This window comes from Leuconostoc sp. XM4 (assembly GCF_055698815.1).
In genome coordinates, this window is the sequence record NZ_CP134507.1 from 378,849 (window position 1) to 404,706 (window position 25,858).

Consider the following 25,858-nt stretch of genomic DNA (forward strand, 5'->3'; position numbering starts at 1 on the left):
ATTAGTTGCCTCCTTTAAGAATTGTAACTTCAACATGATGATCATGTAATGTAGATAGGGCTGTTTGCACTTGCGTGGGTTCACCTGACAAAATAACAAGCAAAGATCCAACTGGTGTATCCTGCAAGACTTCGATATTACCATACAGAATGTTTGCCGTAACATTGAAATCACGGAACAAACTAGCGATTAATGGTTCATCAGTTGTTTCACCAACATATGATAAACGAGCAAAAATTTCGCCTTCTTTTAACTCATTAACTAGTGGTTCGTGCCTAATTGTTTCAATGGCTTTATCAATATTTGTAGCTGTTTCAATAAATTCTCGTGTCAACTGTTGCTTTGGCTGGGCAAATATTTCCAAAAGTGAGCCGCGTTCAATGATTTCACCATTTTGCATCACAGCCACTTTATTTGCAACTTCCTTGACGGCCTGCATTTCGTGCGTAATTAATACAATTGTTAAACCAAATTCCTGGTTTAGCTTTTTTAATAGGGCCAAAATTTGATTCGTTGTTCTAGGATCCAATGCGGAAGTTGCTTCATCAGAAATTAAAATTTCAGGATCATTGGCTAACGCACGAGCGATAGCGACACGTTGTTTTTGACCACCAGAAAGTTGTGAAGGGTATTGTTCTGCACGATCAGATAGATCAACTAATTCGAGTAGCTCAGCCACTTTAGCTTTCTTTTCATCGTCTTTTAATTTACTGTGTTGCAGTGCGAAGGCAACATTTTCTGTGACTGTTCGTTCATTTAATAAATTGAAATGTTGGAAAATCATTCCAATCTTTCGACGGCGAACACGCAAGTCATTTGTGCCAATGCGTGTTTTTTTAGCATCCTGACTATCAGCCTGAAAAAAAGTTTCTCCATTAACAGTTACAGAACCACTAGTTGGTTCTTGTAGTAAGTTAATTACACGTACAAGTGTTGACTTTCCAGCACCAGAATAGCCTACGATACCGTAAACATCACCACGTTCAATATTGATGGAAACGTTTTTGACAGCTTCTATGGTGCGCTTTTTTTGATGGAAAGTGACATCGATATTTTTTAGTTCAATGATTGGTTCTGTCATTTTTCATAACTCCTAATTAGTTCTTTGATTACAGCAATATGTTGATTATAATCTGTTAATCGGATATTTTCATTGGGTGCATGGTCTAATGTATGTGCGTATCCTACACCCAAGCTAGCTATGGGTGCGTTCAATGCTTCGTGAATGTAATACATTGGGCCAGTACCGGGTGACGTTGGCATAATAACTGGATGCTGATGATAATACTTTTCAGTGATATCAATAACACGCAAAATTTCGGGATCCGACATGTCACTGCGATATCCTGGTTGACCTAACGTCTTAGTTACCACGATATCAGAAAATCCTTCATTTTGGAAATGCTGTTTAATTTGTTGCAAGGTTTTGTCAGGATCCATATTAGGAACTAAACGTGCTTCAAGTTTAGCAGAGGCAACAGCAGGCAAAACAGTTTTTACACCGTCACCTAAATAGCCACTTTGAATACCTTCTATATTTAATGTTGGTTGAAAATATAATGTTTCTTTTAGGTCATCGCCAGTTTTATCACTTAAAAGTGGCGAGGTTAGACCATGTTGTTGAATCAATGTGTCTCTTGTTGTAGGAAGACTTCTAACCAGTTCTTTTTCTCGTTGATTAGGGATGGCTACATCGTCATAGAATCCTGGGACAGCAATGTGACCTTCTCTATCAAATAGGGTTGCTAAAGCTTGGGTCAGACGCCAAGCAGCAGAATCTACGACACCAGCTAAAGATGAATGAAGATCGGTCTTTGCTGTTTTTACATCAACATTGAATGTTACGATACCCTTGTTACCACCAAAAATCTCCACCACATCATGCACGTTTTTTCCGCCTGATTCCCAAATAACTAAATCTGCGAATAGTTGATCTTGATACTTACTTAAGTATTCATCCAAGTGCTGAGAGGATGATTCTTCAGAACCTTCAATAATAAAAGTGATATTTACTGGTAAATGACCTTCGTGTTCAGTTAAGTAATCTTCGATAGCTGTCAAGCGGGCAGTGATGTTTCCTTTGTCATCATCAGTTCCGCGTCCGTATAATTTACCGTCATGTTCAGAAAGCGCCCAAGGATCTGTTTGCCACAATGATATTGGTTCTACCGGTTGTACATCATAGTGATTATAGATAACTAGCGTCTGAGCATCAGGGACGCTGCTCCTAAATTGCGCTAATACGAATGGCGCAAAATAAGTATCATCATAGGTTACTTGAGCACCTAATTCACGAAAAGTTGTCGCCAAGAGTTGAGCTGCTTCGGGTAAACAGCGATGAGTTGCCGAAACACTGGGTAGTGCAACTAAATCGCGGAGTAAGTTTAGATATTTTTGATTAGAGCTCATGTTCATTTATTACCTTCCACAGAAATTATGTACGCGCCGAGGCGCATGTCTTTACTTGTTATAGTCCCAAACTGTAACTTCCGCTGAACCGTAATATTTTTTAACTAGTTTCTTTGTCTTATCAGTTTGCAATGACTTCACGACCTTTTTGTAAGTCTCGTTGTCTTTGTCTTTCTTATTGGCAGCGATGAAGTTGAAGTATTGTTCAGTTTCCTTATTCAAACCTTCCACGTAAATGGCTGAATTGACATCTAAGTTAGCTGATACGGCGTAATTGGTGTTCACCACGGCACCAGCAACTTTTGAATCATCTAACGATTTAGCGGTTTGCGAAGCATCAACCGGCGTAATCGTCAAGTTTTTAGGATTTGATGTAATATCTTTTGGTGTAGCTGTGTCAGTATCTTTAATCTTAATTAGTCCTGCTTCAGCCAAAAGATGAATACCACGGTTTTCGTTAGTGACATCGTTAGCTACCAAAATTTGGTCACCAGACTTAAATTCAGAGATCTTCTTATATGATGTTGAATATATACGAAGTGGTGTTGTCCAAGTGTCTCCAATAGAAACAATGTTAGTCTTGTAAGTCTTGTTCCAGTTCTTCAAAAAAGGATAGTTTTGGAAAGCATTCAGATCAATGTCACCATCTGCTAAGGCTTTGTTCGGTTGTGAATAGTCAGTGAATTTCTTTGTTTTCAAAGTAATGCCGTACTTATCTTTGGCAGTTTTAATAGTGGAAGCCCAGATTTCATCTTCCGCTTTTGATCCAGCCATTACACCAATAGTAACGGTCTTAGATTCTGTTTTTCCTTGTCCACCAAATGACAGGTAGGCCGCACCAGCGATAACGACAACGGCAACACCAGCGATAATATAGTTCTTTTTCTTACTCATAATAAATTCTCCCTTAGTATCTCATTCTTATTTTGAAAAATCTTTATCCCAAGCAGGTAGTTCAACACCATCATATTGCTTATTAATGGCTTTCTTAACGGCATCTGTTTGGTAAGCCTTCACAACTTGTTTATAAGTTTTATTGTCTTTATCTTTGCTGTTTGCGGCAATAATGTTAACCCATTGATGTGAATTCTTGTTGATTGGTTCAACGAAAATAGCTTTTTTATAGTCCAATTTAGCTGAATCTGCATAAGTACCGTTGATTACTGCGCCTTGGATGTCAGATAAGGTACGAGCTGTTTGATCTGCAGCTAATTCTTTAATTTTCAAATTTTTAGGATTTTTTGTGATGTCTTTAACTGTTGCAGTCGTTAGACCATTTTTTAAATCAATTAATCCAGCAGATTTTAAAACATACAGTGACCGGCTTTCATTTGATGGATCATTTGGTACGGCGATTGTGTCGCCACTTTTGAACTGAGAAACCTTGGTGTATGTTTTAGAATACAATCGGATAGGTGAAATAACCGTGTCGCCGATTGAAACAATTTTATTACCGGTTGCTTTATTTGACGCCTTTAAGAATGCATAATGCTGGAAGGCGTTAAGATCAATGTCGCCTGCAGCCAAGGCTTTGTTTGGTTGTGAATAATCTGTAAATTCTTTGAATTTAATTGTAATGCCATATTTATCTTTAGCAGTTTTCTTAACAGTATTCCAAATGGCTTGGTCTTGTTTAGAGCCAGACATTATACCGATGGTTACTGTTTTTGACGATGTTTTTGAGTGCTGCCCAAAGCTGGCGTAAGCGGCACCAGCAATTACAATCACTGCAGCACCACCAATAAGCCATTTGGTTTTTTTACTCATAATATATATTCTCCTCAATATTCCCAAATAACGTGCAAAACGGATTTTTAAAACAAACAACAGAACGAAACAGTTTTGATGAGTTCAAAAAAGCCGTTTCCATATCATAGTCATAGATACAGAAACGGCTAAAAAATAGCGTGTTACCATTCTGAGTTGTAGATATTTGTTACCAAATATTTGCTCACTAACCATCAGGCATCGGGAGATGATCCTAGCCGAATGGTGTGCCCGGTAACGGGGGCCAAGTCGTTGTAAGCTTAACGGTAAACCGATTCGCATACACCAATCACAGGTCATTTTCACAATCGCACTCACGCTGGCTCTCATCAACCGTCAGCTTTCTTAGCTTCGATAAATTGCTACTTTTCTGTTCAATTTGTTTTCGTTTTAAAAATCGTTATAGCCTATAATAACTAGATTATATTTATTTGTCAAATGTTTTATTTAATTCTTGAATAATAACAAGAAAACAACAAACATAATTATGCTGGAACCAAGTAGTGCGAAAGTGCCAAAGATACCAGAAAGAACAGCAGAAGAGAAGGCACCAACCATGAAAAAGACAACTAATATTGAAAATACCCATGCATTATGTAGAAAAATATGGTCACGGTTAATAAAGTATTTTACGAGATTGGTACCCACATTACGTAAATTACCAGTTGACATAACGCTTGTGAAAGGTAGACCACGTAATTTGGGGAATGAGTCTAATTGCATTGCTAATAGAAAGGATAGTGCCGATATGATGACCGTACTAGCTAGGTGATGATTAAAGACACCAATCATTGCAATACCAATAAATTCGATCAAAATACTGTGCTGTTGTAAGGATAATTTGCCGGCTGGAACAAAATGATTTAATACAGTATTAAATGCAGCCCCAAGCACGAAGAAAATGATTGGGATAACAAAAAATAAGGTTGCTTTCCAGTGTCCTTGGGCAAGGTGGAATCCTGCTTGGATAATATTTCCAGTTTGTAAGCTAGCAAATCGTTCGTGGTGGTATTCAAATGTGTACGAGTCGATAAAACCCGAATTCATGACGAGCAGTAGACCAATACGCAATCGTTCTTGCATTGGATTTTTATTCTTCAATATCATAACATCTCCTAAAAAATATTATTTTAACACGCCTGATTTGCTAATACTAGTAAAAAATAGATATACTGATACTACCATTTGGAGAGGGGAAGTTAATTGATAAAATTGAAGATAGTAGTATTTATATTTTTGTTTGCCATGATGGGTGTCTTAACGGTTTCCGCAGATGGCGATTATCGTATTACTGATTTGAATGAGGTTGTACGAATTGATGCCAATGGGGATGCGCGTATTACTAAAAAGGTCACTTATCATTTTGATGATGAGATGAACGGTGTGTATTTTAAAGAATCACTTAAAAAAGGAACTGATTCACAATCGTTACAGTGGGGAGGATTAACTTCAATTGAGGTTAGCCATAACAATGGGGAAAAGCAGACTATTTTACCTCGTCAGGGTGATAGTAGTTATGGTTATGTTGAAACAAAAACCAGTCAGCAGGTTCAAGAAAAAATATATTATCCAGTTCAAGAAAATGATCAGTTGACAATGTTTTATCATTACACTTTAAAAGGTGTCGTGGTAAATTGGGATGATATTGCTGAGATAAACTGGTTACCTATAGGAACTAGGGACGTTGCCATCGAAAAATTACGTTTGGAATTTGCACTACCTAATCAACCAGCATCAACTTTAAAGGCTTGGGTACATGGTCGGTCGGTGGGACATGTTCTTGTGAATAAGAAACAGGCGAACATAACAGTTAACAGCAAGAAAATTGGCCCCGATGATACCGTCGAAGTCCATACTTATTTTGATACCAGCCAGACACCGTTGAATACGAATAAGCAGTCAGGTAACCGTGCTGCCTATATTCAAAAGCAAGAAAAAGCGATTGCGTTAAAAAATAAGAAATCCCTACAGATAAAGAAAGTAATTGGATTCATTGTTTCTCCAATTGTTATTATGATACTCGTATTCATTATTATGCTAAAAACTATCCAACGACGAAAGCTATTACAAAGCGCGCGACAACAGAGCGGTGTAACTGGTGACATTGTCCATATCTTTGATATACCAAATGATATTGGACCAGCGCTGGTCAGCGAACGAATTGCTAAATCAGTTACAAATGCGAAACTTATTATTGCAACACTGCTCGATTTGATTGCCCGTCGCAAAATTGCAATGACATATGACGATATTCAAAAGCAAGATGACATAACCTATTCAGTTTTGGATGAAACGAATTTACAGCCATTTGAATTAGTTTTCATTAATATGATTTTTGGTAAGTATCGTAGAGCGGTTGTACATGCCGAATTTAGGCAGCCAGAATCAGGGGTGTCAAATCGGATTAAAAAAGATATCAGTTCTTTTACAAAAGCACTAAAGGAAGCTGAAAAGCAGGCTTCAATAATTGACCATGTACTGACTAACAAAATAAAAAGTCAGCAATTTTTTCTAACGCTAGCCCTAATTATTAGTACAATAATATCTACTTTTTTGTTAGGAATTTTTGCTTATAGTACACAAGCATGGTCCATGTGGTATGTTATTTTTACGGAAATTATTGTTGTCATATTAGTTCTTATTTTTAGTATTAAACCAGCAATATTTTATAAGGTTCCTGATGGCTTTCAGGAAAAATGGCAGTGGGATGGATTTGCCAAAATGTTACACGATATTGCTCATTTAGAGAATAAAACGGTTTTGGACGTACAACTTTGGGATAAGTTGTTGGCCTATGCTATCATATTTGGCGAGGCAAAAAATGTCGCAAAACAAATGAAAGTTTGGTCACAAAAGGTTGATACAGATGATTCTATAATTTTTGTGCCAATCATGTTATATGGCGATGACTGGAGCGAGAGCTTGATTTATAATATTGAAAATGACGGTGCTTTTCACGTCGATAATAATGTGAATGGCGACGGTGGGGGATTTTCCGATGGCTCATCAGGAGGTGCAGGGGGCGGCAGTGATGGTGCTTTCTAAAATGATAAAATTTCCAAACAAAAATGACACGTACTTAGAAAAATTTGTTATACTATAAACATAAGTTAATTTCTGAGGGAGTAACTGACGGAATGATCGTGGCTGAATCGTCAAAGCAAAACAGCAATGTTTTATATCGCGCTTTATTGCGCCGGTTTAGCATTAAACAGTGAGACTCATGTAAACACACTTTTATTTGTGTTTACATGAGTTTTTTCTTTTGTTGGTAAAAACTTGGAAATTTATTTGAAAGAATAAGGAGATATTCAACATGGCAGATAAGCCACTCTATAATCAAGATAACACAGAAGTGTTGTCTCATTTGCAGACGGATGCTAGTAAGGGGCTTTCGAGTTCTGAAGCTAATAAGCGTCTTGAGCAAAATGGCGCTAATCAATTGAATGAAGCTAAGTCAACGAATTTAGTCCAAAAATTTATTAATCAATTTAAGGACTTGATGATTGCTATTCTGTTGGCCGCCGCCATTGTTGCCGCATTTACTGGAGAAGTGGTTGATGCAATTTTCATTTTAGCTATTGTTATTATTAACGCCATTTTTGGTGTTTTCCAAGAAGCTAAAGCTGAGGATGCGATTAATGCCCTAAAAGAAATGTCGACACCAAATGCTAGTGTAATTCGTGATGGTAAAGAAACTTCAATTAAGTCCACAGAATTAGTAGTCGGTGATATTGTTCGTTTGGAAGCTGGAGATATTGTACCAGCTGATGTACGTTTGATTGAATCTGCGTCCTTGCAGGTTGAAGAAGCATCGCTGACCGGTGAATCTGTGCCAATCAATAAGAGTGCGGAAACACTGCAAGAGACAGATTTGCCCCTCGGTGATCGTACAAACTTGGGATTCATGAACACTAATGTGACTTATGGTCGTGGTGTTGGTGTCGTCACAGGTACTGGTATGCAAACTGAGATTGGTCATATTGCTGGTATGTTAGAAGCAACGGATGAAACTAAGACACCATTGCAAGCAAACTTGGCTAAGTTGGGACAAGTATTAACTTATTTGATTCTCGGTATTGCTGTGGTCACTTTCATCGTTGGTCTAGCACGTGGTAAGGAAACAATTATTGACATGTTGTTGACCTCCATTTCTCTAGCGGTGGCGGCAATTCCAGAAGGATTACCTGCCATTGTAACAATAACCTTAGCATTAGGGACAACGCGTATGGCCGCTCGTCATGCACTAGTTCGTAAACTACCTGCGGTAGAAACGCTAGGCTCTACAGATATTATCGGATCTGATAAAACAGGTACCTTGACACAAAACAAGATGACTGTGGAGAAATTAGTCGTCAATACTGAAATTTCTGATGCTGCTACTACTGAAGAATTGACGGGAACTTACGCTCGCTTAGCAGATATTCTGGCTTTAAATAACGATACAAAGCGAACTGAAAATGGTTTTATCGGTGATCCTACAGAAACAGCTTTGATTGCTTTTAATGAAAATCATGGGCGTGATTTAGATAAGCTGTTTACAGAAATGCCACGTGTGGCCGAGATTCCGTTCGATTCAGAACGTAAATTAATGTCAACTGTTCATCCGGCACCGACTGGGTATATTATAACTGTCAAAGGCGCGCCAGATGAATTACTTAAGCGTGCGACACGAATTGAGATTAATGGTGAAATTAAGCCATTATCTGATGACATTCGAGCAAAGCTCTTGTCGATTAACTCAGAGTTAGCAACGCAAGCTCTTCGTGTACTTGGTTTTGCTTATAAGACAGTTGACCAAATACCTGGCAATCTGGATACAGAAACGGTTGAGCAGGAACTAGTATTTACCGGATTCGTTGGCATGATTGATCCAGAACGTCCTGAAGTTGCACAAGCCGTTGCAGAAGCTAAAGCAGCTGGTATTCGTCCAATGATGATTACTGGTGACCATCGAGATACAGCAGCAGCTATTGCTATTCGATTGGGTATATTGGATGAAGCGGATAAAGAAACAGCTGTTATTTCAGGATCTGATTTAGATGCAATGAGCGAAGAGCAATTTGCACAAAATGTTGATAAATATAATGTTTATGCACGAGTAGCGCCTGAGCATAAGGTTAAAATTGTTAATGCTTGGCAAAAGAAGGGCAAAGTCGTTGCCATGACAGGAGACGGTGTTAATGATGCCCCAGCCTTGAAGACAGCTGATATTGGTATTGCCATGGGTATCACCGGTACAGAAGTATCCAAGGGTGCTTCTGACATGGTTTTGGCTGATGATAACTTTGCTACGATCGTTCATGCCGTTGAAGAAGGACGTAAGGTCTTTGCCAACATACAAAAGGCTTTGCAATACTTATTGGCCTCAAACTTAGCTGAAGTTATTGCAATTTTCGTTATGACATTGTTGGGCTGGAATATATTGGCACCAATCATGATTTTATGGATTAACTTAGTAACAGATACTTTGCCAGCTATTGCATTAGGTATTGAACCGGCTGAAAAAGGTATTATGAAGAATAAGCCCAGAGGTCGTGGTGCTAGCTTCTTATCAGGTGGTGTTGGACCAGCAATTATTTGGCAAGGGATTTTGCAAGCTGTGATTGTGTTAAGTGTATATGGGTTTGCGTTAGCAGCTCCTGTTCATCCAGAAGTACATTTGGCGCACCAAGATGCCTTGACAATGGCATTTATGACGCTTGGTTTAATGCAAATGTTTAATGCCATTAACGTAAAATCTGTCTATGGCTCAATGATTGGGCCGCAAGCATTCCAAAACAAAATGTTTAACTGGGCATTGTTAGGATCTGTCTTAGTAATGGCTGCAGTTGTTGTTATTCCAGGTTTGAACCCACTTTTCCACGTATCACATTTGGATGGTTATCAATGGGCTATTGTGTTAGTGGCTGGAATGAGTATCATTGTCATCGTAGAACTGGTAAAATTGATACAGAGATCAATTTTCAAAAAAGGATAAACAACATTGGCAAAATTCAACCCCAAACAAGCACAAGTTTACGTACAAACATTGCAAGAAGTATTAACAATAACTCAAGACACTGCTGATCGTGTAGCACCATTTTTTACAAAGTTAGATGATGCAAAGGAAGCGAATGCTGTTGCAGATATCCCTGCAGCAGAATTCGCCGAAATCAAAGCAGAATTTGAAGACGCTGTAGCAGCATATCAAAAGAATGCTCAAATTTTAAATACGGTTCAAGCACCTGTTCGTTTGTTGGGATTGCATAAATCATTGGCTAAAAATTATAGTGCCTATGCTGGAGCAACCAATATGATGAGCGAGGCATTAAATGTTGCCGATCAGACAGTAGATGACGTATTATACGTTAAATCAGAGGAAGACCAGGAACTTTATCTTGGCAAAATACAAGCAAATGTTTCAAAAATTATGATGGGTGCCGGTCGTTAAGAACGGTAACTTGCTATTAATATAAGGTTTGAAAAACGAGTAACTTACTCAGTAAGTTACTCGTTTTTTATTACATTAATTTTTTAAGTGTTTGCTGTGTGAAATAACCATTTTCTAGCTGCTTGGCCAAAGGAATAATATTTTTTTGCCAATTAGCATATTGTTTTTCCGATATTGAAGAAATCCTCTCAAGCTCAGACAAGGAGTCAATAACAAACCCTAGGTTGTATTGAAGGATTAAATGACCAATTGCACTTTGATTCCAAGCAATTAATGGCAAGCCAGCGCGCAAATATAGGCTAGCTTTGTGTGGTGCATTGAATCGTGTGTAGGTTTGGTATGTTTTGTCCTCAAAATCACTATCCCATAATAAGCCAAAACCATCATGAAAAGCATCTAAAATACTGGTAGGGTCGAAGTTTTCACGATAGTTAATGTTTGAAGGAAAGGCCACGTCAGCCCAACGCTTTGGTCTTGAACCAAAAAGATCCATTTTGGGGCCATTATAATGTTTAAGCCACGGAGATTTTTGAAAAGTACCCGCAAAGTTAATTTTGTGACTAAAAGTAGCTTTTTTAGTGACGTCACCTAAATAATCAAAAAAAGGTTGAATAATGGCAGGTACGTGAATACCCAATTTCTTAAGTTCATCATACATTGCTTGCGAATGAACGATAATGGTGTCGTAGCTATTTAACACATTTATTTCCCAAGGCGCTGTTTTAATCAAGCGTAAGGGCTCAATATCATGAATCAATAGAGCGCTCTGTGCCTGATGTTTACTCAAGGCCGTGATAAGTTCAAGTTCAAAATCAGCGCTCATATAAGTTGGAAATTGGTGGATGACCTGATCACCCGGATTTACCATATTTAGCCATGATCGAATCTTTTGTTGACGTGTTTCGCTGTCAAAACGTCCATCGTTATAGCGTTCTAAAGGTAAAATTTTCCAACCAGTTGCAGCGGCAATTGATGCGTAGTCCGCTTTTGCTTTTAAAGCACCTGGTGGCATCCAGGGTTCTATTGTATGAGTTATAAAGTTTGTCATAGTACGATTATATCAAAATCCGAACATTTTTAAATGTTTTTTGTCAAAAAACGAACTATAAAATAACAAAACGTTAAATATTCGGATATAAAACAGACTTTTAATCAAATTCTAAGAAAAAAGCTGCTTAAAAAACGGATAATAAGAGCATAAAGAATATTTGGAGAAAAGATATGCAACGTTCAGCAAAAATTGGTATTGGTGTAGCAGCAGTAGTCGTTATTGGTGGTGGTGTTTATGCCGCAACGCAAAAGTCTTCTACTAAAAGTACAGGATACGCTGTAGCTTTGGTTACTGATGGCGGTGGTATTGACGACCGATCATTTAACCAATCAGCATGGGAGGGATTGAAAGCCTATGGAAAGGCTAACAACCTCGAACAAGGGAAAGGTGGTTATAATTATTTCCTAAGTTCAGATACTTCGGATATAAAAACTAATTTGCAAACTGCTGTTAAGGGTGGTTACAAATTAGTATATGGTGTGGGATTCGCAGCCGCTCCTGCCGTTACTAGTGTTTCTAAGGCTAATTCTAAGACTAATTTTGCGATTATTGATTCAGTCGTAAACAACAAAAACGTAGCTTCATTGCTATTCAAGTCAGAACAATCATCTTATTTGGCGGGTGTCGCTGCGGCAAAGCAAACTAAGTCAAAGACCGTTGGTTTTGTCGGCGGTATTCACAGTGACACAATTGACACTTTTGAAGCTGGCTTTAAAGCTGGTGTGAAAGATACAGACAGCAGCATCAAGGTCATTACGCAATATACAGATTCATTTACAGATGCAGCTAAAGGAAAGACAATCGCGGCTTCAATGGTTGCGAATGGTGCTGATGTGATTTTCCAAGCTGCCGGTGGCGCAGGTAATGGTGTGTTTGCCGAAGCCAAGGCAGAAAACCAAAAGTTAGCTGCAAATGCAGATAAAAAGGTCTGGGTCATCGGTGTCGATCGTGATCAAAAAACTGATGGTAACTATAAAGATAAAGACGGTAAAGCGTCAAACTTTACTTTAGTATCTGCAGTTAAGCGCGTTGACAGTGCGGTTGAAGATGTGGCAAACAAGGCGAAAAACGATAAGTTCCCTGGTGGAAAGACCATTACATATGGACTGAAGCAAAAAGGGGTAAGCTTATCAAAGGATTCAGCTTCAGAAGATGTTTGGTCAGCAGTTCAGACGGCACAAAAGAAGATTATTAGTGGGAAAATCACTGTGCCAGTGCATCCTTAAAAACGAACAGCTAAGTAAAAAATTATCGATTAATAAGTCGATAATTTTTTTGATGTAATATTGAACTCAAAAATAAAGAGGCCAGTTTCTGCTACAATTTCTTGGATACAGATTAATAACATTTCTAAAAAACAGATGACTTTTCGTAAGACATAAACAGATTAGCTGCATTTCAGTATCAATTGTTATATGCTTTTAGATTAAAATCTAACATTATCTGGTCTAACCAATCGTTTTTTTGTTATACTAAATATATTATGAAAAAAATATGGATAATTCTCACAACGCTTGCAGTTAGTTTCATTGCAATGGCGTCTGTTACGACCGTCAGCGCAGCAAAACCAAACTACATCATCACAACGGATGCAACATATCCGCCGTTTGATTTTCAAGATAGCAATAATCAATATACAGGTATTGATCAAGAAATCTTGAAAACTATCGCAAAACGTGAAGGATTCACGTACACATTAAAGCCTATGAGCTTCAATGCGGCAACGCAATCGGTCACATCAGGTCAAGCTGATGGGATTATCGCTGGTATGTCAATTACTGACGAACGAAAAGAAGTGTTTGACTTTGGAACGCCTTATTATAAATCTGGTATTGCATGGGCAGTAAAAAAAGGATCTAATATCAAATCGTTAAGCGATTTAAAAGGGAAAACCGTTGCCTTAAAGACGGGAACTGCGGGTGCTGATTACGCACTTTCAATTCAAAAGCAGTATGGCTTCAAGGTTACCTATTTTAATGATTCAGATACGCTATACAATGATGTTGTGAATGATAATGCACAGGCAACATTTGGTGATTTACCAGTGTTGCAATACAGTATTAAAAATGGCACAAAGTTGAAAGTTATGAACGCGAAGTCACCATATGAATCAGGATGGTATGGATTCGCCGTTAAAAAGGGCCAAAACAAACAACTTTTAGCTTCTTTTAACAAGGGATATGCAGCAATTAAAAAAGACGGTACATATGACAAAATTATCAAAAAATATCTTGGTGCACCAGCATCGGATTTCACTGGTAAAAAGTCGGATAATAACTCAGTATTAGGTATTTTAAAAGCCAACAATGGGGCGTTCATGCGTGGCTTGTGGCAAACATTGTTGTTAACGATTTTGGGTATTATCTTAGCCTCAATTTGGGGCGTAATTCTAGGAGTCATGGGTGTTAGTCAAAACAGCGCAGTTCGTGGTTTGTCAACAACACTTATTTATATTTTCCGTGGTTTGCCATTGATGGTATTGGCATTCTTCATTTATATTGGCTTACCAGGAGTGATTGGAACAAAGATACCCGCCTTTACAGCGGGACTAATTACCTTAATCTTAAATGAAGGTGCTTATACAGGGGCCTTTGTACGTGGTGGCTTTGAAGCCGTTGATAAAGGTCAGATGGAGGCAGCACGAAGTCTAGGGTTCACTTATAATCGTTCAATGCGTAAGGTCATCATGCCACAAGGATTGAAGATTATGGTACCAAGTTTCATTAACCAATTTATCATCACGTTGAAAGATACCTCAATCTTGTCAGCCATTGGTATTTTAGAGTTAACACAAACTGGAACCTTAATCGTGTCACGTAATTCGCAAGGTTTCCGTGTGTGGGCTATTGTGGCTGTGATATACTTAGTCGTTATTACATTACTCACGTGGTTGAGTAATTGGGTAGAAAAGAGGACACGTGCATGAGTGAAGCACAAACTAAAGTTAAAGTACATGTCGATAAAGTTAATAAATCATATGGTTCGAACCATGTTTTGCGTGATATTTCCTTAGATATCAATGAAAATGAAGTTGTCGTAATGATTGGACCATCTGGTTCAGGTAAGTCAACATTCTTACGTATGTTGAATCAGTTAGAAACGCCTGACAATGGTACAATCGTTGTTGATGGCTACGATCTTTCTGATAAAGGCACAGATATTAATAAAGTTCGTGAAAATATTGGTATGGTTTTCCAAAGCTTCAATTTATTTAATAACTATACTGTTTTAGAAAATATCATGTTGGCACCTGTTGAACTTGGTAAGATGGATAAAGAAAAGGCCGAAAAAAAGGCCCGTGAATTACTGGAAACGGTTGGTCTAGCTGAAAAAGCAGATGTATCAGTGAATTCATTATCTGGTGGACAAAAGCAACGTATTGCTATTGCACGTGCCTTAGCCATGGAGCCAGATATTATGCTCTTCGATGAACCAACATCCGCTTTGGATCCAGAAATGGTAGGGGATGTTTTGGATGTTATGAAGAATTTGGCCGGATCAGGTATGACAATGATTATTGTGACACACGAAATGGGATTTGCTAAACAAGTGGCGGATCGGGTTGTGTTCTTTGAATCAGGTAAGATTCAAGAATCTGGTGTACCAGAACAAGTTTTCAATGCACCAAAAAATGAGCGTTTACAAGAATTCTTGAGCAAAGTTATGCATGCATAATAGCGTAAACAAAAAACAATTAAGTAAGATGGCTTAAAATGCCATCTTTTTTTGAGAGGGAAAAACATGTTCAAAAAAGGTTTCATCCTTGCTGTTACACTGGTTGTAGCACTACTATCTTTTTCATTGGCGGCAGATTGCATTCATGCCGATAAACCACACTATACAATTTCAACAGATGCCACTTATCCACCATTTGACTTTCAGGATAAGAACAATGATTATATTGGTATTGATCAAGATATTTTGAAAGAAATTGCTAAACGAGAAAATTTTACTTATACACTTAAACCAATGAGCTTTACCTCAGCGGCGCAACTAGTGGCTAATGGTCAAGCGGATGGCATTATTGCCGGTATGGCTATTACAGATGAACGCAAAGAAGTTTATGATAATTCGACGCCATATTATAAAACCGGTGTTGCTTGGATTGTAAAAAAAGGTAGCGAAATTAAGTCTTTGAAGGATTTGAAAGGTAAAACAGTAGCTTTGAAAACGGGCACAGCTGCCTCTGAATATGGTAAGTCACTTCAAAGAAAATACGGTTTTAACATCAAATATTTTAATGATACTGATACGATGTATAATGATGTCGTTGTGGGTAACTCTGCTGCCACTTTCGAGGATATGCCAGTCATTCAATATGCTATTAAAAATGGTGTAAAGCTCAAGGTAATGAATGCCAATAATCCAGGTAATGCTGGATCATACGGTTTTTTCGTTAAAAAAGGCGAAAATAAAGAATTATTGGCATCCTTCAACAGGGGATTTGCATCAATTAAAAAAGACGGTACCTACGACAAAATTATCAAAAAATATCTTGGTGCGACACAGTCAACGTTTACTGGTTCCAAGAAAAACAATAATTCAGTGCTAGGTATCCTAAAAGCAAATGATGGTGCATTTCTAAAAGGATTATGGTTAACAATTGAGCTGACTGTATTGGCAATTATTTTAGCCTCAATTTGGGGCGTAATTCTAGGAGTCATGGGTGTTAGTCAAAACAGCGCAGTTCGTGGTTTGTCAACAACACTTATTTATATTTTCCGTGGTTTGCCATTGATGGTATTGGCATTCTTCATTTATATTGGCTTACCAGGAGTGATTGGAACAAAGATACCCGCCTTTACAGCGGGACTAATTACCTTAATCTTAAATGAAGGTGCTTATACAGGGGCCTTTGTACGTGGTGGCTTTGAAGCCGTTGATAAAGGTCAGATGGAGGCAGCACGAAGTCTAGGGTTCACTTATAATCGTTCGATGCGTAAGGTCATCATGCCACAAGGATTGAAGATTATGGTACCAAGTTTCATTAACCAATTTATCATCACGTTGAAGGATACCTCAATCTTGTCAGCCATTGGTATTTTAGAGTTAACACAAACTGGAACCTTAATTGTGGCGCGAAATTCACAAGGTTTTCGTGTTTGGGCAATCATCGCTATTATTTATTTGATAATTATTACATTACTCACATGGTTGAGTAACTGGGCTCAAAAGAAAATACAGTGATAAGGACACCTCTAATTCGTATGATGAATTAGAGGTGTTTTATGATTATTGCATGTGATAGTAACAAGAAATATGTGCGGGCCGACGAAGCAAATAAAAGAAATAATTACTTTTGCCCTGGATGCCATGAAAAAGTTATTTTAAAGAATGGGGAAGTCAAACAAAAACATTTTTCACATTGTGCTGGTGCGGCATGCGTGACTTTTACTGAAAACGAATCGATGCAACATTTGTCTGGAAAATTGCAACTCGCGTCTAAACTACAGTGTTATGGTGATGTGCAAATTGAAGCAGTTTTGCCAGAAATTCAACAGCGACCAGATATACTACTAATACATAACCATAAAAGAATAGCTATCGAGTATCAGTGCAGTCCCATATCGCAAAAAAAACTCGACATGAGAAATAAAGGATATTTCGCTGAAAATATTCATGTTATTTGGATTTTAGGGCAAACTTATTTTAATAGAACAATGACACAAGGAACAATTATGAAATTCATGGCTGATAATGCATTGGTTTTCTATTTGCCCGATAAACAATATTTTGTACATCGGCAGCATTTTAGAAAACCAGATTTTTCACGTGTACTTTTTGTTGATAAAATAAATACAACATTATTTAATGCAAAAGTTCCAAAACAAAGAACGAGATTAAATATTCCAAAACAAATCTATAAACTGCAGAGCTTAATTCTACAGCAGCGAGTCGATCCTAAGTTGGTTGATTATCTATACAAAAAGAATCGGCTGCTAATGGATGTGCCCGTGTGGGTACATGGTGGAAATACTTTTGGGCTTAAGGTGCCTAATTGGTATTGGCGTTTGATTACTATTCTATTTTTAGAAAAAATAGGTCAACAAAATGTTGTGAAAAAGGCAGAATTAACAGTTAAGCTAATCCCTTTTTTGTTAGGTGATAATACATTTAAGCGACAACAAATTGCAGAGTTATACCATGATCTCGAAGTACATGATTACATCTTGCAGCAAGAGAACTACATATTAGTGAGGCGTCTGCCACAGTGGAAAAATGCGCGTCAACAAAGTATAGTGAAAATATGATAAAATGATTAGTACTGAATGATAAGGAGTATGCGTTTGATCGCAAATTAAATAATTATGTCTGAAAAACAACTATTACGTAATCAAGTACCAGAAAATCTTACATGGGATCTATCCTCAATTTTTCCGACAGATGAAGCTTGGGAAACCGCTTTTAATGAGACACGAAAGTCTGCACAAGCATTAAGCAAGTATGCTGGACACGTCGGGGATTCTGCGGATGTTTTGAAAGAAGCCTTAGAAGCAGATTTAGCAGTAGAACGTCAATTCGAAAAAGTCTACGTATATGCTCATCAAATTTATGATCAAGATACAACTAATCAAAAGTATAGTGCATATAATGCTCGTGTTCAAGGCTTATATGCTGAATTAAGTGCGAATACAGCCTTCTTCCAGCCTGAAGTGTTAGCATTGTCAAACGAGAAACTAGATGCATACTTAGCGACAGCTGGTTTGAAAAAATATGCACACTTTTTTGACGTTTTAAAAGCTCGTAAACCGCATACGCTACCTGCAGAACAGGAAGCCTTACTAGCAGGAGCAAGCGACATCTTTAATGCTTCTGAACAGACTTTTGGTGCATTGGATAATTCAGATATTGTTTTTGGTGATGTCCATACTGAAACAGGTGAAATTGTGCCATTGACAAATGGACTCTATTCATTGTTGTTGGAGTCTAAAGATCGTTCATTGCGTGAGGAAGCGTTCACAACGCTTTATGATAGTTATATTGCTTTACAAAATACATTTGCCTCAACGTTATCTTCACATGTCAAGGGACATAACTTTTTGGCTAAAACTCGTCACTATGATTCAGCTCGTCAAGCTGCTGTAACAGCCAATGATATTCCTGAGTCAGTTTTTGAAACATTAACCAAAACAGTTGATGCCAATCTGCCATTACTACACCGTTTTGTATCATTACGTAAAAAAATTCTTAATGTTGACGATGTACACTCTTACGATTTATATGTACCACTTGTTGATGAAATTAATTTTGAAGTAACATATGAAAAGGCAAAAGACATTGTTTTGGCGGCTTTGGCACCGTTAGGCGAGGATTACATCGCTATTGTTCAAAAGGCTTTTGATGAACGATGGATTGATGTGGTTGAAAATAAGGGGAAGCGTACTGGCGCTTATTCAAGCGGTTCGTATGATACAAAACCATTCATTTTGCTTAACTGGCAGAACAATTTGAATAATGTTTATACGTTGGCTCATGAAATGGGACATTCGGTTCATTCATACTTTACACGCCATAATCAAGAGTATCATTATGGTGATTATCCAATATTCTTAGCTGAAATTGCTTCAACTACTAATGAGGGATTATTAACGGATTATTTGCTAAAGACAAATGATGATCCCAAGTTTCAGGCCTACGTATTGAACCAGTATCTAGATGGATTCAAAGGAACAGTTTTCCGCCAAACTCAATTTGCTGAGTTTGAGCAATGGATTCATGAACAAAGTGCGGCTGGAGTGGCTTTGACAGCTGATGAGATGAGTACATTCTATGGATCGTTGAATCAAAAGTTTTATGGATCGGACTTATTTCCAGATGAAGCTATTGCTTATGAATGGGCACGTATTCCACATTTTTATTACAATTTCTATGTTTATCAATATTCGACAGGCGAAGCTGCTGCCACAACTTTGGCAGAACGCATACTAACACAAAATGGTGCTGAGGATTATAAGAACTATCTGAAAGCAGGTAATTCAGATTATGCTTTAAATGTGATCAAAAAAGCTGGCGTTAACATGAGTCAACCGGACTATTTAAATGAAGCTTTCAAAGTGTTTGAAGAGCGATTAAATGAGTTTGAAAAAATCATGTTAAAGTGAAATATTTGTCTATTGGTTAAATAGAAATTGTTAACCACGTATATAAAAAACAAAACTAATCAGTCCTTGCGGCTGATTTTTTGCTAAAATAATATTAGGAGAAAATGATCATGGCCCCACGAAAACTTGTCGACGTTGCAAATCAAGCACTTAACGATACATATACCCCTTACTCTCATTTTCCTGTAGGTGCTGCGTTACTCGGCGAAAATGGTGAAATTTTCAAAGGTGTTAATATTGAAAATGTATCATTTGGTCTAACCAATTGTGCCGAGAGAACTGCAATTTTTACAGCTATAGCAGCAGGGCAACGCCATTTTCATGGGTTAGTTATTTCAGGGCGTACAGACGAACCTATAGCTCCATGTGGTGCTTGTCGACAAGTGATGGTGGAGTTTTTTGATCCTGACATGCCGATTTGGTTGATTAACGATCAGGGTAAAGAAATTGAAACAAATATTGCAGAACTAATGCCGGGATCCTTTAATTCATTACAATAAAGAAAGAAGAATAATAATGTCACAAATCTATCTTGCAGGACCTTTTTTTTCAGATGAACAAATCGATCGTGTGAAACGTATTGAAGCTGCTCTTGATTCGAATCCAACTGTTACTGATTATTATTCACCCCGCAAACATCAAAAGACTGAAAACCCTGAATTCACCTCACCATGGGCGGCAGAGGTTTTTCAACGTGATATCAAGAATGTCACAGATGCGGACATGATTTTGTCGATTATTGATTATCGTGATGATGATGCCGATTCAGGAACAGCCTTTGAGCAGGGCATGGCATGGGTACAAAAAAAGCCAATTATTGTATTTAATGAATTGAAGTTCCCAGTGAATTTGATGCTATCAGAATCACTGACTGCCTACATCACAAATTCGGACGACATTGCAACGTATGATTTTGATCAAACACCAAAGTTACCATTTACGGGAGAACTATTCTAATGAAAAAAGTATTAGTAGCTAACATGACATCTCAAAAAGCTGTCGACTATCTTGAATCCAAGGGATATCAAGTGATTAAAAATGATCAGGCCTCAGATGATGATTTTCTGGAGCATGCAGATGTTGATGGCATTCTAATTATGATGCATCCATTTGGTGAAAGCTTGATGTCCAAAATGCCCAATCTCAAGGTAGTTGCACGTCATGGCGTTGGATATGATAATGTTGATTTAGATGCAGCCAGTGCACATGATATTGTTGTGACCAACACGCCTGGAGCGAATGCAACTGCGGTCGCCGAAACGGCTATGATGCATATATTGATGGCTGGACGACTGTTTTATCAGCGTCGTCAAGCTATTACTGATAACGCGAACAAGCGTTACCTAGCCGCGCATCACGGTCAAGAGTTAACTGGAAAAACAGTTGGTCTTATTGGCTATGGGCACATCGGCCAAGAAATTAATCGTATGTTGACAGGATTTAATGTAAAAGTATTGGCTTATGCACGACATCAACATGAGGTAACTAATGGTCATATGGCAACGCTAGATGAGATATATGAACAAGCGGATTTTGTAGTGACAGCGCTTCCAGCAACTCCTGAAACAAAGCATATGATTAATGCAAGTGTTTTTAGAAAAATGAAAAAGAGTGCCGTATTAGTTAATATCGGACGTGGAGCACTTGTTGATGAGAGGGCATTGGTTGAGGCATTAACTAATGAGGAAATTGCTGGCGCTGGGGTAGATGTTGTTGAAAAAGAACCAATTACAGCGGAAAATCCATTACTACACTTGCCTAATGCATTTGTTACACCACATGTCGCTATGATTTCCAAGGAGGCCATGGATAATGTAGCTTTGAAAGCGGCAGAGGATATCGTTCGTGTCTTGGAAGGTGAACGAGCTGTATTTCAAGTGAATTAACTAAAAATAGGGGGTTATGATGGTTAAAAAAACAAAAAATACTGAAAATACTTTGTGCAAGAACTTCACCTGTACTTTCGAACTTTTGGGGCGTAAATGGAACGGACTAATTATTGAAACATTGCTGATTAGTGGCGCCAAAAGGTTTTTAGAAATATCACGTGCTGTTTCAGGGTGTTCGGATCGGGTGTTAGTTGAGCGCTTAAAAGAGTTAGAGGCTGCAAACATAGTAATTCGTCAAACTTATAAAGATTCCAATTTAATTGAGTATAAATTAACTGAGGCGGGAGAAGCTATGCGACCTATGATGACAGCAATTCATGAATGGTCAGATCAATTCAATAACGTTGCTAACCTGGAAGAACCTGACAGTGCAACAAAATTTTGATATACTAAAGAAGCATACGATGAATGACCCAGTAATTGTATTGATGCCCTCAGCGAACGGTGATTAGTGAAAGACCGTGGCTAAGATACGGTGAAATTCAGTCAGGAGTATTGGTTTAATCGCCAACGGTTGTCTCCGTTATGGACACCAAAGCTGGATTTATCCAGGAATTTGGGTGGTACCACGGTATTTAACGTCCCATGTAGTTCTTTTTTGGAAGAATTACATGGGACTTTTAATTTGTAAAGTATAGGTGACTGGTAAAGACAAAAGTTAATGGTCACAATATTGAAAGGAAAAAATATGGGCTTAATTGAAGATCTTACGGCTTTAAAAAATTCAGCAGTAGAACGAATTAATGATAAAAATGCTGATATTGAGCAATTACGTGTGAAGTTATTAGGAAAAAAGGGTGAGTTAACAGGTTTGCTGAAGGGGATGAAGGATGTCGCCGCAGAAAATCGTAAAATGGTTGGTGAAGTTGGTAATGATGTTCGTCAAACTATCACAGAGTTATTGAAACAAAAAAAACAAGCGCAAGAAGAATATGCTTTAAATCAACAGTTATTGGCAGAAAAAATTGATGTTACTCTGCCGGGTAGCGCGCATCAGGTGGGACAACCACACGTTTTACAACAAATTATTGACGAAATTGAACAACATTTCTTGGGCCTTGGGTTTGAAATAATCGATGATACAGTTGATTCACCAGAAGTTGAGACTGATGAATATAACTTTGAACGTGAAAATTTGCCTAAGGATCATCCTGCTCGCGATATGCAAGATACATTTTACATTACGCCAGAAATTTTATTGCGTACGCAAACATCTCCAGTTCAATCTCGATCGCTTGAAAAACATGATTTTTCAAAGGGACCACTGAAAATGATTGCTCCTGGAAAAGTCTATCGTCGTGACACGGATGATGCCACTCACTCGCATCAGTTCCATCAAGTTGAGGGCATGGTGGTTGGCGAAAATATCACAATGGCTGACTTAAAAGGTACATTGCTTTCCATTATGCAAGAATTATTTGGTGAAAAACATCAAATTCGCATGCGACCTTCTTATTTCCCTTTCACTGAGCCATCTGTGGAGGTAGATGTTTCCTGGAATGAAGTTACACCAGATATGAATCCAGAAGACATTGAGTGGATTGAAGTTCTTGGTGCTGGAATGACACACCCAAATGTGTTAAAAATGGATGGCATTGATCCTGAAAAATATTCAGCTTTCGCCTTCGGCTTAGGACCAGATCGATTTGCTATGTTGAAATATGGCGTAGATGACATCCGCCAATTTTACTTGAATGATGTGCGTTTCTTATCACAATTCAATCGAAAGGGGAACTGATTATGAAAACAAGCTTAACATGGATAAATGAATATTTGGATAATGAAATTGACTTGCACCCAAAATCAGTGAGTGATTTAGCGGAAAAAGTAGAGCGTACAAGTGTAGAAATCGACAGTAATACAACGATTGCTTCAGGGCAAAACGGTCTTGTAGTAGCTAAAATATTATCAGTAATTCCACACCCAGATTCTGACCACATGGTTATTACTCAGGTTGAGGCTGGTGAGCCAGAACCAATACAAATTATCACAGGAGCGCCTAACGTAGCCGAAGGACAAATGGTTATTTTAGCTAAAGTTGGTGCACATATTATTAACCGTGAAAATGGTGAGCTAATTGAACTAAATGCAGTTAAATTACGTGGAGAATTCTCTTATGGCATGTTAGTTGCACTACAGGAAATTGGCTTCAGTGACAAAATTGCCCCCAAAGCGTTTGAAGCAGGGATTTATGTTTTTAATGAAACTGATGATGTTAAACCTGGAGATGATGCGCTTGTAGCTTTGGGAATGGATGAGCCGGTATTAGATACTGACTTAACGCCTAATCGAGCAGATATGCTATCAATGATCGGTACAGCCTATGAATTTGGGGCGATGTTAAATAAGCCGGTTACTCTGCCATCATTTGAACTGGTCGAGTACGAACAAACAGCAGATAGTCAAGTTTCTGTTCAAATTGATGATCAAGAACTAGTTTCAAAGTATGCGTTGCGCGTTGTAAACAACGTCACTATAAAGGATTCTCCCTTGTGGTTACAAAAGCGCCTGTGGAATGCCGGTATGCGTCCAATCAACAATATCGTTGATATCACTAATTATATGATGTTAACCTATGGGCAACCACTACATGCATTTGATTTGGACAAGTTAAATGGTTCAGATATTTACGTACGCCGTGCGAAAGATGGCGAAAAGTTGGTAACCCTCGATGGTGAAGAGCGATCATTGCGATCCGGTGAAGACATTGTCATTGCTGATGAATCAGAAGGATTGATGTTAGCTGGTGTCATGGGTGGCATGGGTTCTGAAATCGATAATAATACAAAAAATATTGTGATTGAAAGTGCCATATTTAACCCAAGTTTGGTTCGAGCAACTGCAAGACGCCATAATTTGCATTCTGAGGCATCATCACGCTTTGAGCGTGGATTAAACTGGGATGAAACACTTAATGCCTTGGATCATGCAGCTAGTTTAGTAGATGAATTAGCAGACGGTCAAGTAGCACGTGGCCAAATTGTTGCCGCTGATAATGTTCGTAAAGATATCCGCTTGTCATTGTCAACGCAACGGGTAAATAATATTTTGGGTACATCATTAGAAACAGATGAAATTGCTAACATTTTTGATAAGCTGAACTTTGTTTATGAAAAAAATGATGAAAAAATTGTTGTTGATGTGCCAGCACGTCGTGCTGATATTTCTATTGAGGCCGATTTAATTGAAGAAGTAGCACGTTTGTATGGTTATGATAACTTACCAGTTACATTGCCTTACGGTCCTACAACGTCTGGTAAATTGTCTAGAGAGCAACGTCAAATCCGTGCTAGTCGGCATATTATGGAAAGCTTGGGATTAAATCAAGCAATTTCATATGTGTTAACAACGAGTGAAAAAGCCCAGTTATTTGCTGAAAATAAAGCAGATGGTGTTGTAACATTAAACTATCCTATGAGCTCTGACCGTACAACGGCTCGCCAAAATTTATTAGCAGGATTATTAGATGATGTCAGTTATAATGTGAGCCATTTTGTACCTAACGTTGCGTTATATGAACAAGGTCGAGTGTTCATTGCTAATGAACCTAATGAGCAACCAAAAGAAATTGAGCATATAGCGGGAGTAGTAACTGGTAATTTACAAAAATCATCATGGCAAGAATCTAAGCAAGAAAAAGCCGTTGATTTTTATGATATCAAAGGAATTGTAGAAAATTATTTAGATCAGATTGGTGTCGATAACGTCCGTTATATTGCGACAGAACGCCATGAAAGTATGCACCCTGGTCAAACGGCTGATATTTATATTGGAGAACAATATGTCGGATTTGTTGGTCAAATTCATCCCAAGATTACAAAAAAGCAAAAATTAGCGCCAGTATTTGGGTTTGAACTTAATTTATTTACTGTATTTAATCATGTGACAGATAGTATTCAATTTAATCCTATTTCACGTTTTCCACAAATTAGTCGAGATGCCGCATTATTAGTTGATCAGGCGACAACAAATAGTGAAATTAGTGCAACAATTGTAGAGACAGCAGGGGAGCACTTAGTTGATGTGACTTTGTTTGATGTTTATACAGGTAACAATCTGCCAGAAAGCAAAAAATCACTTGCTTACACGTTAACTTATCAAGATAGTGATGGCACGTTGCTAGAAACTGATGTGAATTCTGATTTTGAACATATTATGAGTGAATTACAATCTAAATTTAATGTAGAAATACGCTAATTATTTTTCT

At 38.0% G+C, this 25,858-nt stretch carries 21 protein-coding genes and 1 other annotated feature; of the genes, 15 read left to right on the plus strand and 6 right to left on the minus strand.

What is annotated here, in order from left to right; all coding sequences use genetic code 11:
- Position 1: 1 nt before the first annotated feature.
- The 5 genes from RHP64_RS02105 to RHP64_RS02125 all read right to left on the minus strand — a co-directional run bounded on the left by RHP64_RS02105 (position 2) and on the right by RHP64_RS02125 (position 5,283).
- The gene (locus RHP64_RS02105; RefSeq protein WP_011679278.1) at positions 2–1,081 is read right to left on the minus strand and encodes a methionine ABC transporter ATP-binding protein; all 1,080 of its coding nucleotides are present in this window, start codon (positions 1,079–1,081) and stop codon (positions 2–4) included.
- Positions 1,078–2,409, minus strand: coding sequence for a M20/M25/M40 family metallo-hydrolase (locus tag RHP64_RS02110; RefSeq protein ID WP_025267780.1), 1,332 nt, complete (start codon positions 2,407–2,409; stop codon positions 1,078–1,080). Before RHP64_RS02110 ends, RHP64_RS02105 begins: the two co-directional genes overlap by 4 nt.
- Before the next feature lie 51 nt (positions 2,410–2,460).
- Positions 2,461–3,303 carry a MetQ/NlpA family ABC transporter substrate-binding protein gene (locus RHP64_RS02115; RefSeq protein ID WP_011679279.1) on the minus strand — a complete coding sequence of 281 codons (843 nt, stop codon included), beginning with the start codon at positions 3,301–3,303 and terminating at the stop codon, positions 2,461–2,463.
- A gap of 27 nt (positions 3,304–3,330) precedes the next feature.
- Positions 3,331–4,176 (minus strand): MetQ/NlpA family ABC transporter substrate-binding protein, encoded by an 846-nt coding sequence (locus tag RHP64_RS02120; RefSeq protein ID WP_011679280.1) that lies wholly within the window; start codon positions 4,174–4,176, stop codon positions 3,331–3,333.
- Between the two features lie 447 nt (positions 4,177–4,623).
- A complete protein-coding gene (locus RHP64_RS02125; protein ID WP_011679281.1) occupies positions 4,624–5,283 on the minus strand; it encodes a YoaK family protein in 660 nt (219 codons plus the stop codon).
- A gap of 96 nt (positions 5,284–5,379) precedes the next feature.
- On the opposite strand from RHP64_RS02125, the gene RHP64_RS02130 reads away from it, so the two are divergent.
- The 3 genes from RHP64_RS02130 (at position 5,380) to RHP64_RS02140 (ending at position 10,609) form a co-directional block, all read left to right on the plus strand.
- A complete protein-coding gene (locus RHP64_RS02130) occupies positions 5,380–7,221 on the plus strand; it encodes a DUF2207 family protein (protein WP_462785055.1) in 1,842 nt (613 codons plus the stop codon).
- Positions 7,222–7,492: 271 nt separating this feature from the next.
- Entirely contained in the window at positions 7,493–10,156 is a 2,664-nt protein-coding gene (locus RHP64_RS02135; RefSeq protein ID WP_025267782.1) for a calcium-translocating P-type ATPase, PMCA-type, read from the plus strand.
- Positions 10,157–10,162: 6 nt separating this feature from the next.
- A complete protein-coding gene (locus tag RHP64_RS02140) occupies positions 10,163–10,609 on the plus strand; it encodes a hypothetical protein (protein ID WP_014324321.1) in 447 nt (148 codons plus the stop codon).
- 70 nt (positions 10,610–10,679) lie between these two features.
- On the opposite strand, the gene RHP64_RS02145 is transcribed toward RHP64_RS02140, so the two are convergent.
- Positions 10,680–11,657 carry a sugar transferase gene (locus RHP64_RS02145; RefSeq protein WP_025267783.1) on the minus strand — a complete coding sequence of 326 codons (978 nt, stop codon included), beginning with the start codon at positions 11,655–11,657 and terminating at the stop codon, positions 10,680–10,682.
- A gap of 173 nt (positions 11,658–11,830) precedes the next feature.
- On the opposite strand from RHP64_RS02145, the gene RHP64_RS02150 reads away from it, so the two are divergent.
- The 12 genes from RHP64_RS02150 to pheT all read left to right on the plus strand — a co-directional run bounded on the left by RHP64_RS02150 (position 11,831) and on the right by pheT (position 25,848).
- Positions 11,831–12,886 carry a BMP family lipoprotein gene (locus RHP64_RS02150; RefSeq protein ID WP_462785056.1) on the plus strand — a complete coding sequence of 352 codons (1,056 nt, stop codon included), beginning with the start codon at positions 11,831–11,833 and terminating at the stop codon, positions 12,884–12,886.
- A 257-nt stretch (positions 12,887–13,143) separates the two neighbouring features.
- Positions 13,144–14,586 (plus strand): ABC transporter substrate-binding protein/permease, encoded by a 1,443-nt coding sequence (locus RHP64_RS02155; protein WP_011679287.1) that lies wholly within the window; start codon positions 13,144–13,146, stop codon positions 14,584–14,586.
- Positions 14,583–15,335 (plus strand): amino acid ABC transporter ATP-binding protein, encoded by a 753-nt coding sequence (locus tag RHP64_RS02160; protein WP_025267784.1) that lies wholly within the window; start codon positions 14,583–14,585, stop codon positions 15,333–15,335. The genes RHP64_RS02155 and RHP64_RS02160 overlap by 4 nt, the downstream gene beginning before the upstream one ends.
- A 66-nt stretch (positions 15,336–15,401) precedes the next feature.
- Positions 15,402–16,847, plus strand: coding sequence for an ABC transporter substrate-binding protein/permease (locus tag RHP64_RS02165; RefSeq protein ID WP_011679289.1), 1,446 nt, complete (start codon positions 15,402–15,404; stop codon positions 16,845–16,847).
- A gap of 41 nt (positions 16,848–16,888) precedes the next feature.
- Positions 16,889–17,911 (plus strand): competence protein CoiA, encoded by a 1,023-nt coding sequence (locus tag RHP64_RS02170; RefSeq protein ID WP_025267785.1) that lies wholly within the window; start codon positions 16,889–16,891, stop codon positions 17,909–17,911.
- Positions 17,912–17,968: 57 nt separating this feature from the next.
- Positions 17,969–19,762 carry an oligoendopeptidase F gene (pepF, locus tag RHP64_RS02175; protein ID WP_025267786.1) on the plus strand — a complete coding sequence of 598 codons (1,794 nt, stop codon included), beginning with the start codon at positions 17,969–17,971 and terminating at the stop codon, positions 19,760–19,762.
- 110 nt (positions 19,763–19,872) lie between these two features.
- Positions 19,873–20,262, plus strand: a complete 390-nt coding sequence (locus RHP64_RS02180) for a cytidine deaminase (protein WP_011679291.1) — start codon at positions 19,873–19,875, stop codon at positions 20,260–20,262.
- A 16-nt stretch (positions 20,263–20,278) separates the two neighbouring features.
- Entirely contained in the window at positions 20,279–20,719 is a 441-nt protein-coding gene (locus tag RHP64_RS02185; RefSeq protein ID WP_025267788.1) for a nucleoside 2-deoxyribosyltransferase, read from the plus strand.
- Complete coding sequence (locus RHP64_RS02190; protein ID WP_025267789.1) at positions 20,719–21,648, plus strand: phosphoglycerate dehydrogenase; 930 nt, start codon at positions 20,719–20,721, stop codon at positions 21,646–21,648. Before RHP64_RS02185 ends, RHP64_RS02190 begins: the two co-directional genes overlap by 1 nt.
- A 19-nt stretch (positions 21,649–21,667) precedes the next feature.
- Entirely contained in the window at positions 21,668–22,036 is a 369-nt protein-coding gene (locus tag RHP64_RS02195) for a winged helix-turn-helix transcriptional regulator (protein ID WP_011679293.1), read from the plus strand.
- A 10-nt stretch (positions 22,037–22,046) separates the two neighbouring features.
- Positions 22,047–22,240: a binding site (T-box leader), on the plus strand.
- Positions 22,241–22,339: 99 nt separating this feature from the next.
- Positions 22,340–23,389: a phenylalanine--tRNA ligase subunit alpha gene (pheS, locus tag RHP64_RS02200; RefSeq protein WP_025267790.1), complete on the plus strand. Its 1,050-nt coding sequence runs from the start codon at positions 22,340–22,342 to the stop codon at positions 23,387–23,389.
- Between the two features lie 2 nt (positions 23,390–23,391).
- Entirely contained in the window at positions 23,392–25,848 is a 2,457-nt protein-coding gene (gene pheT, locus RHP64_RS02205; protein ID WP_025267791.1) for a phenylalanine--tRNA ligase subunit beta, read from the plus strand.
- The last annotated feature ends 10 nt before the right edge of the window (positions 25,849–25,858 follow it).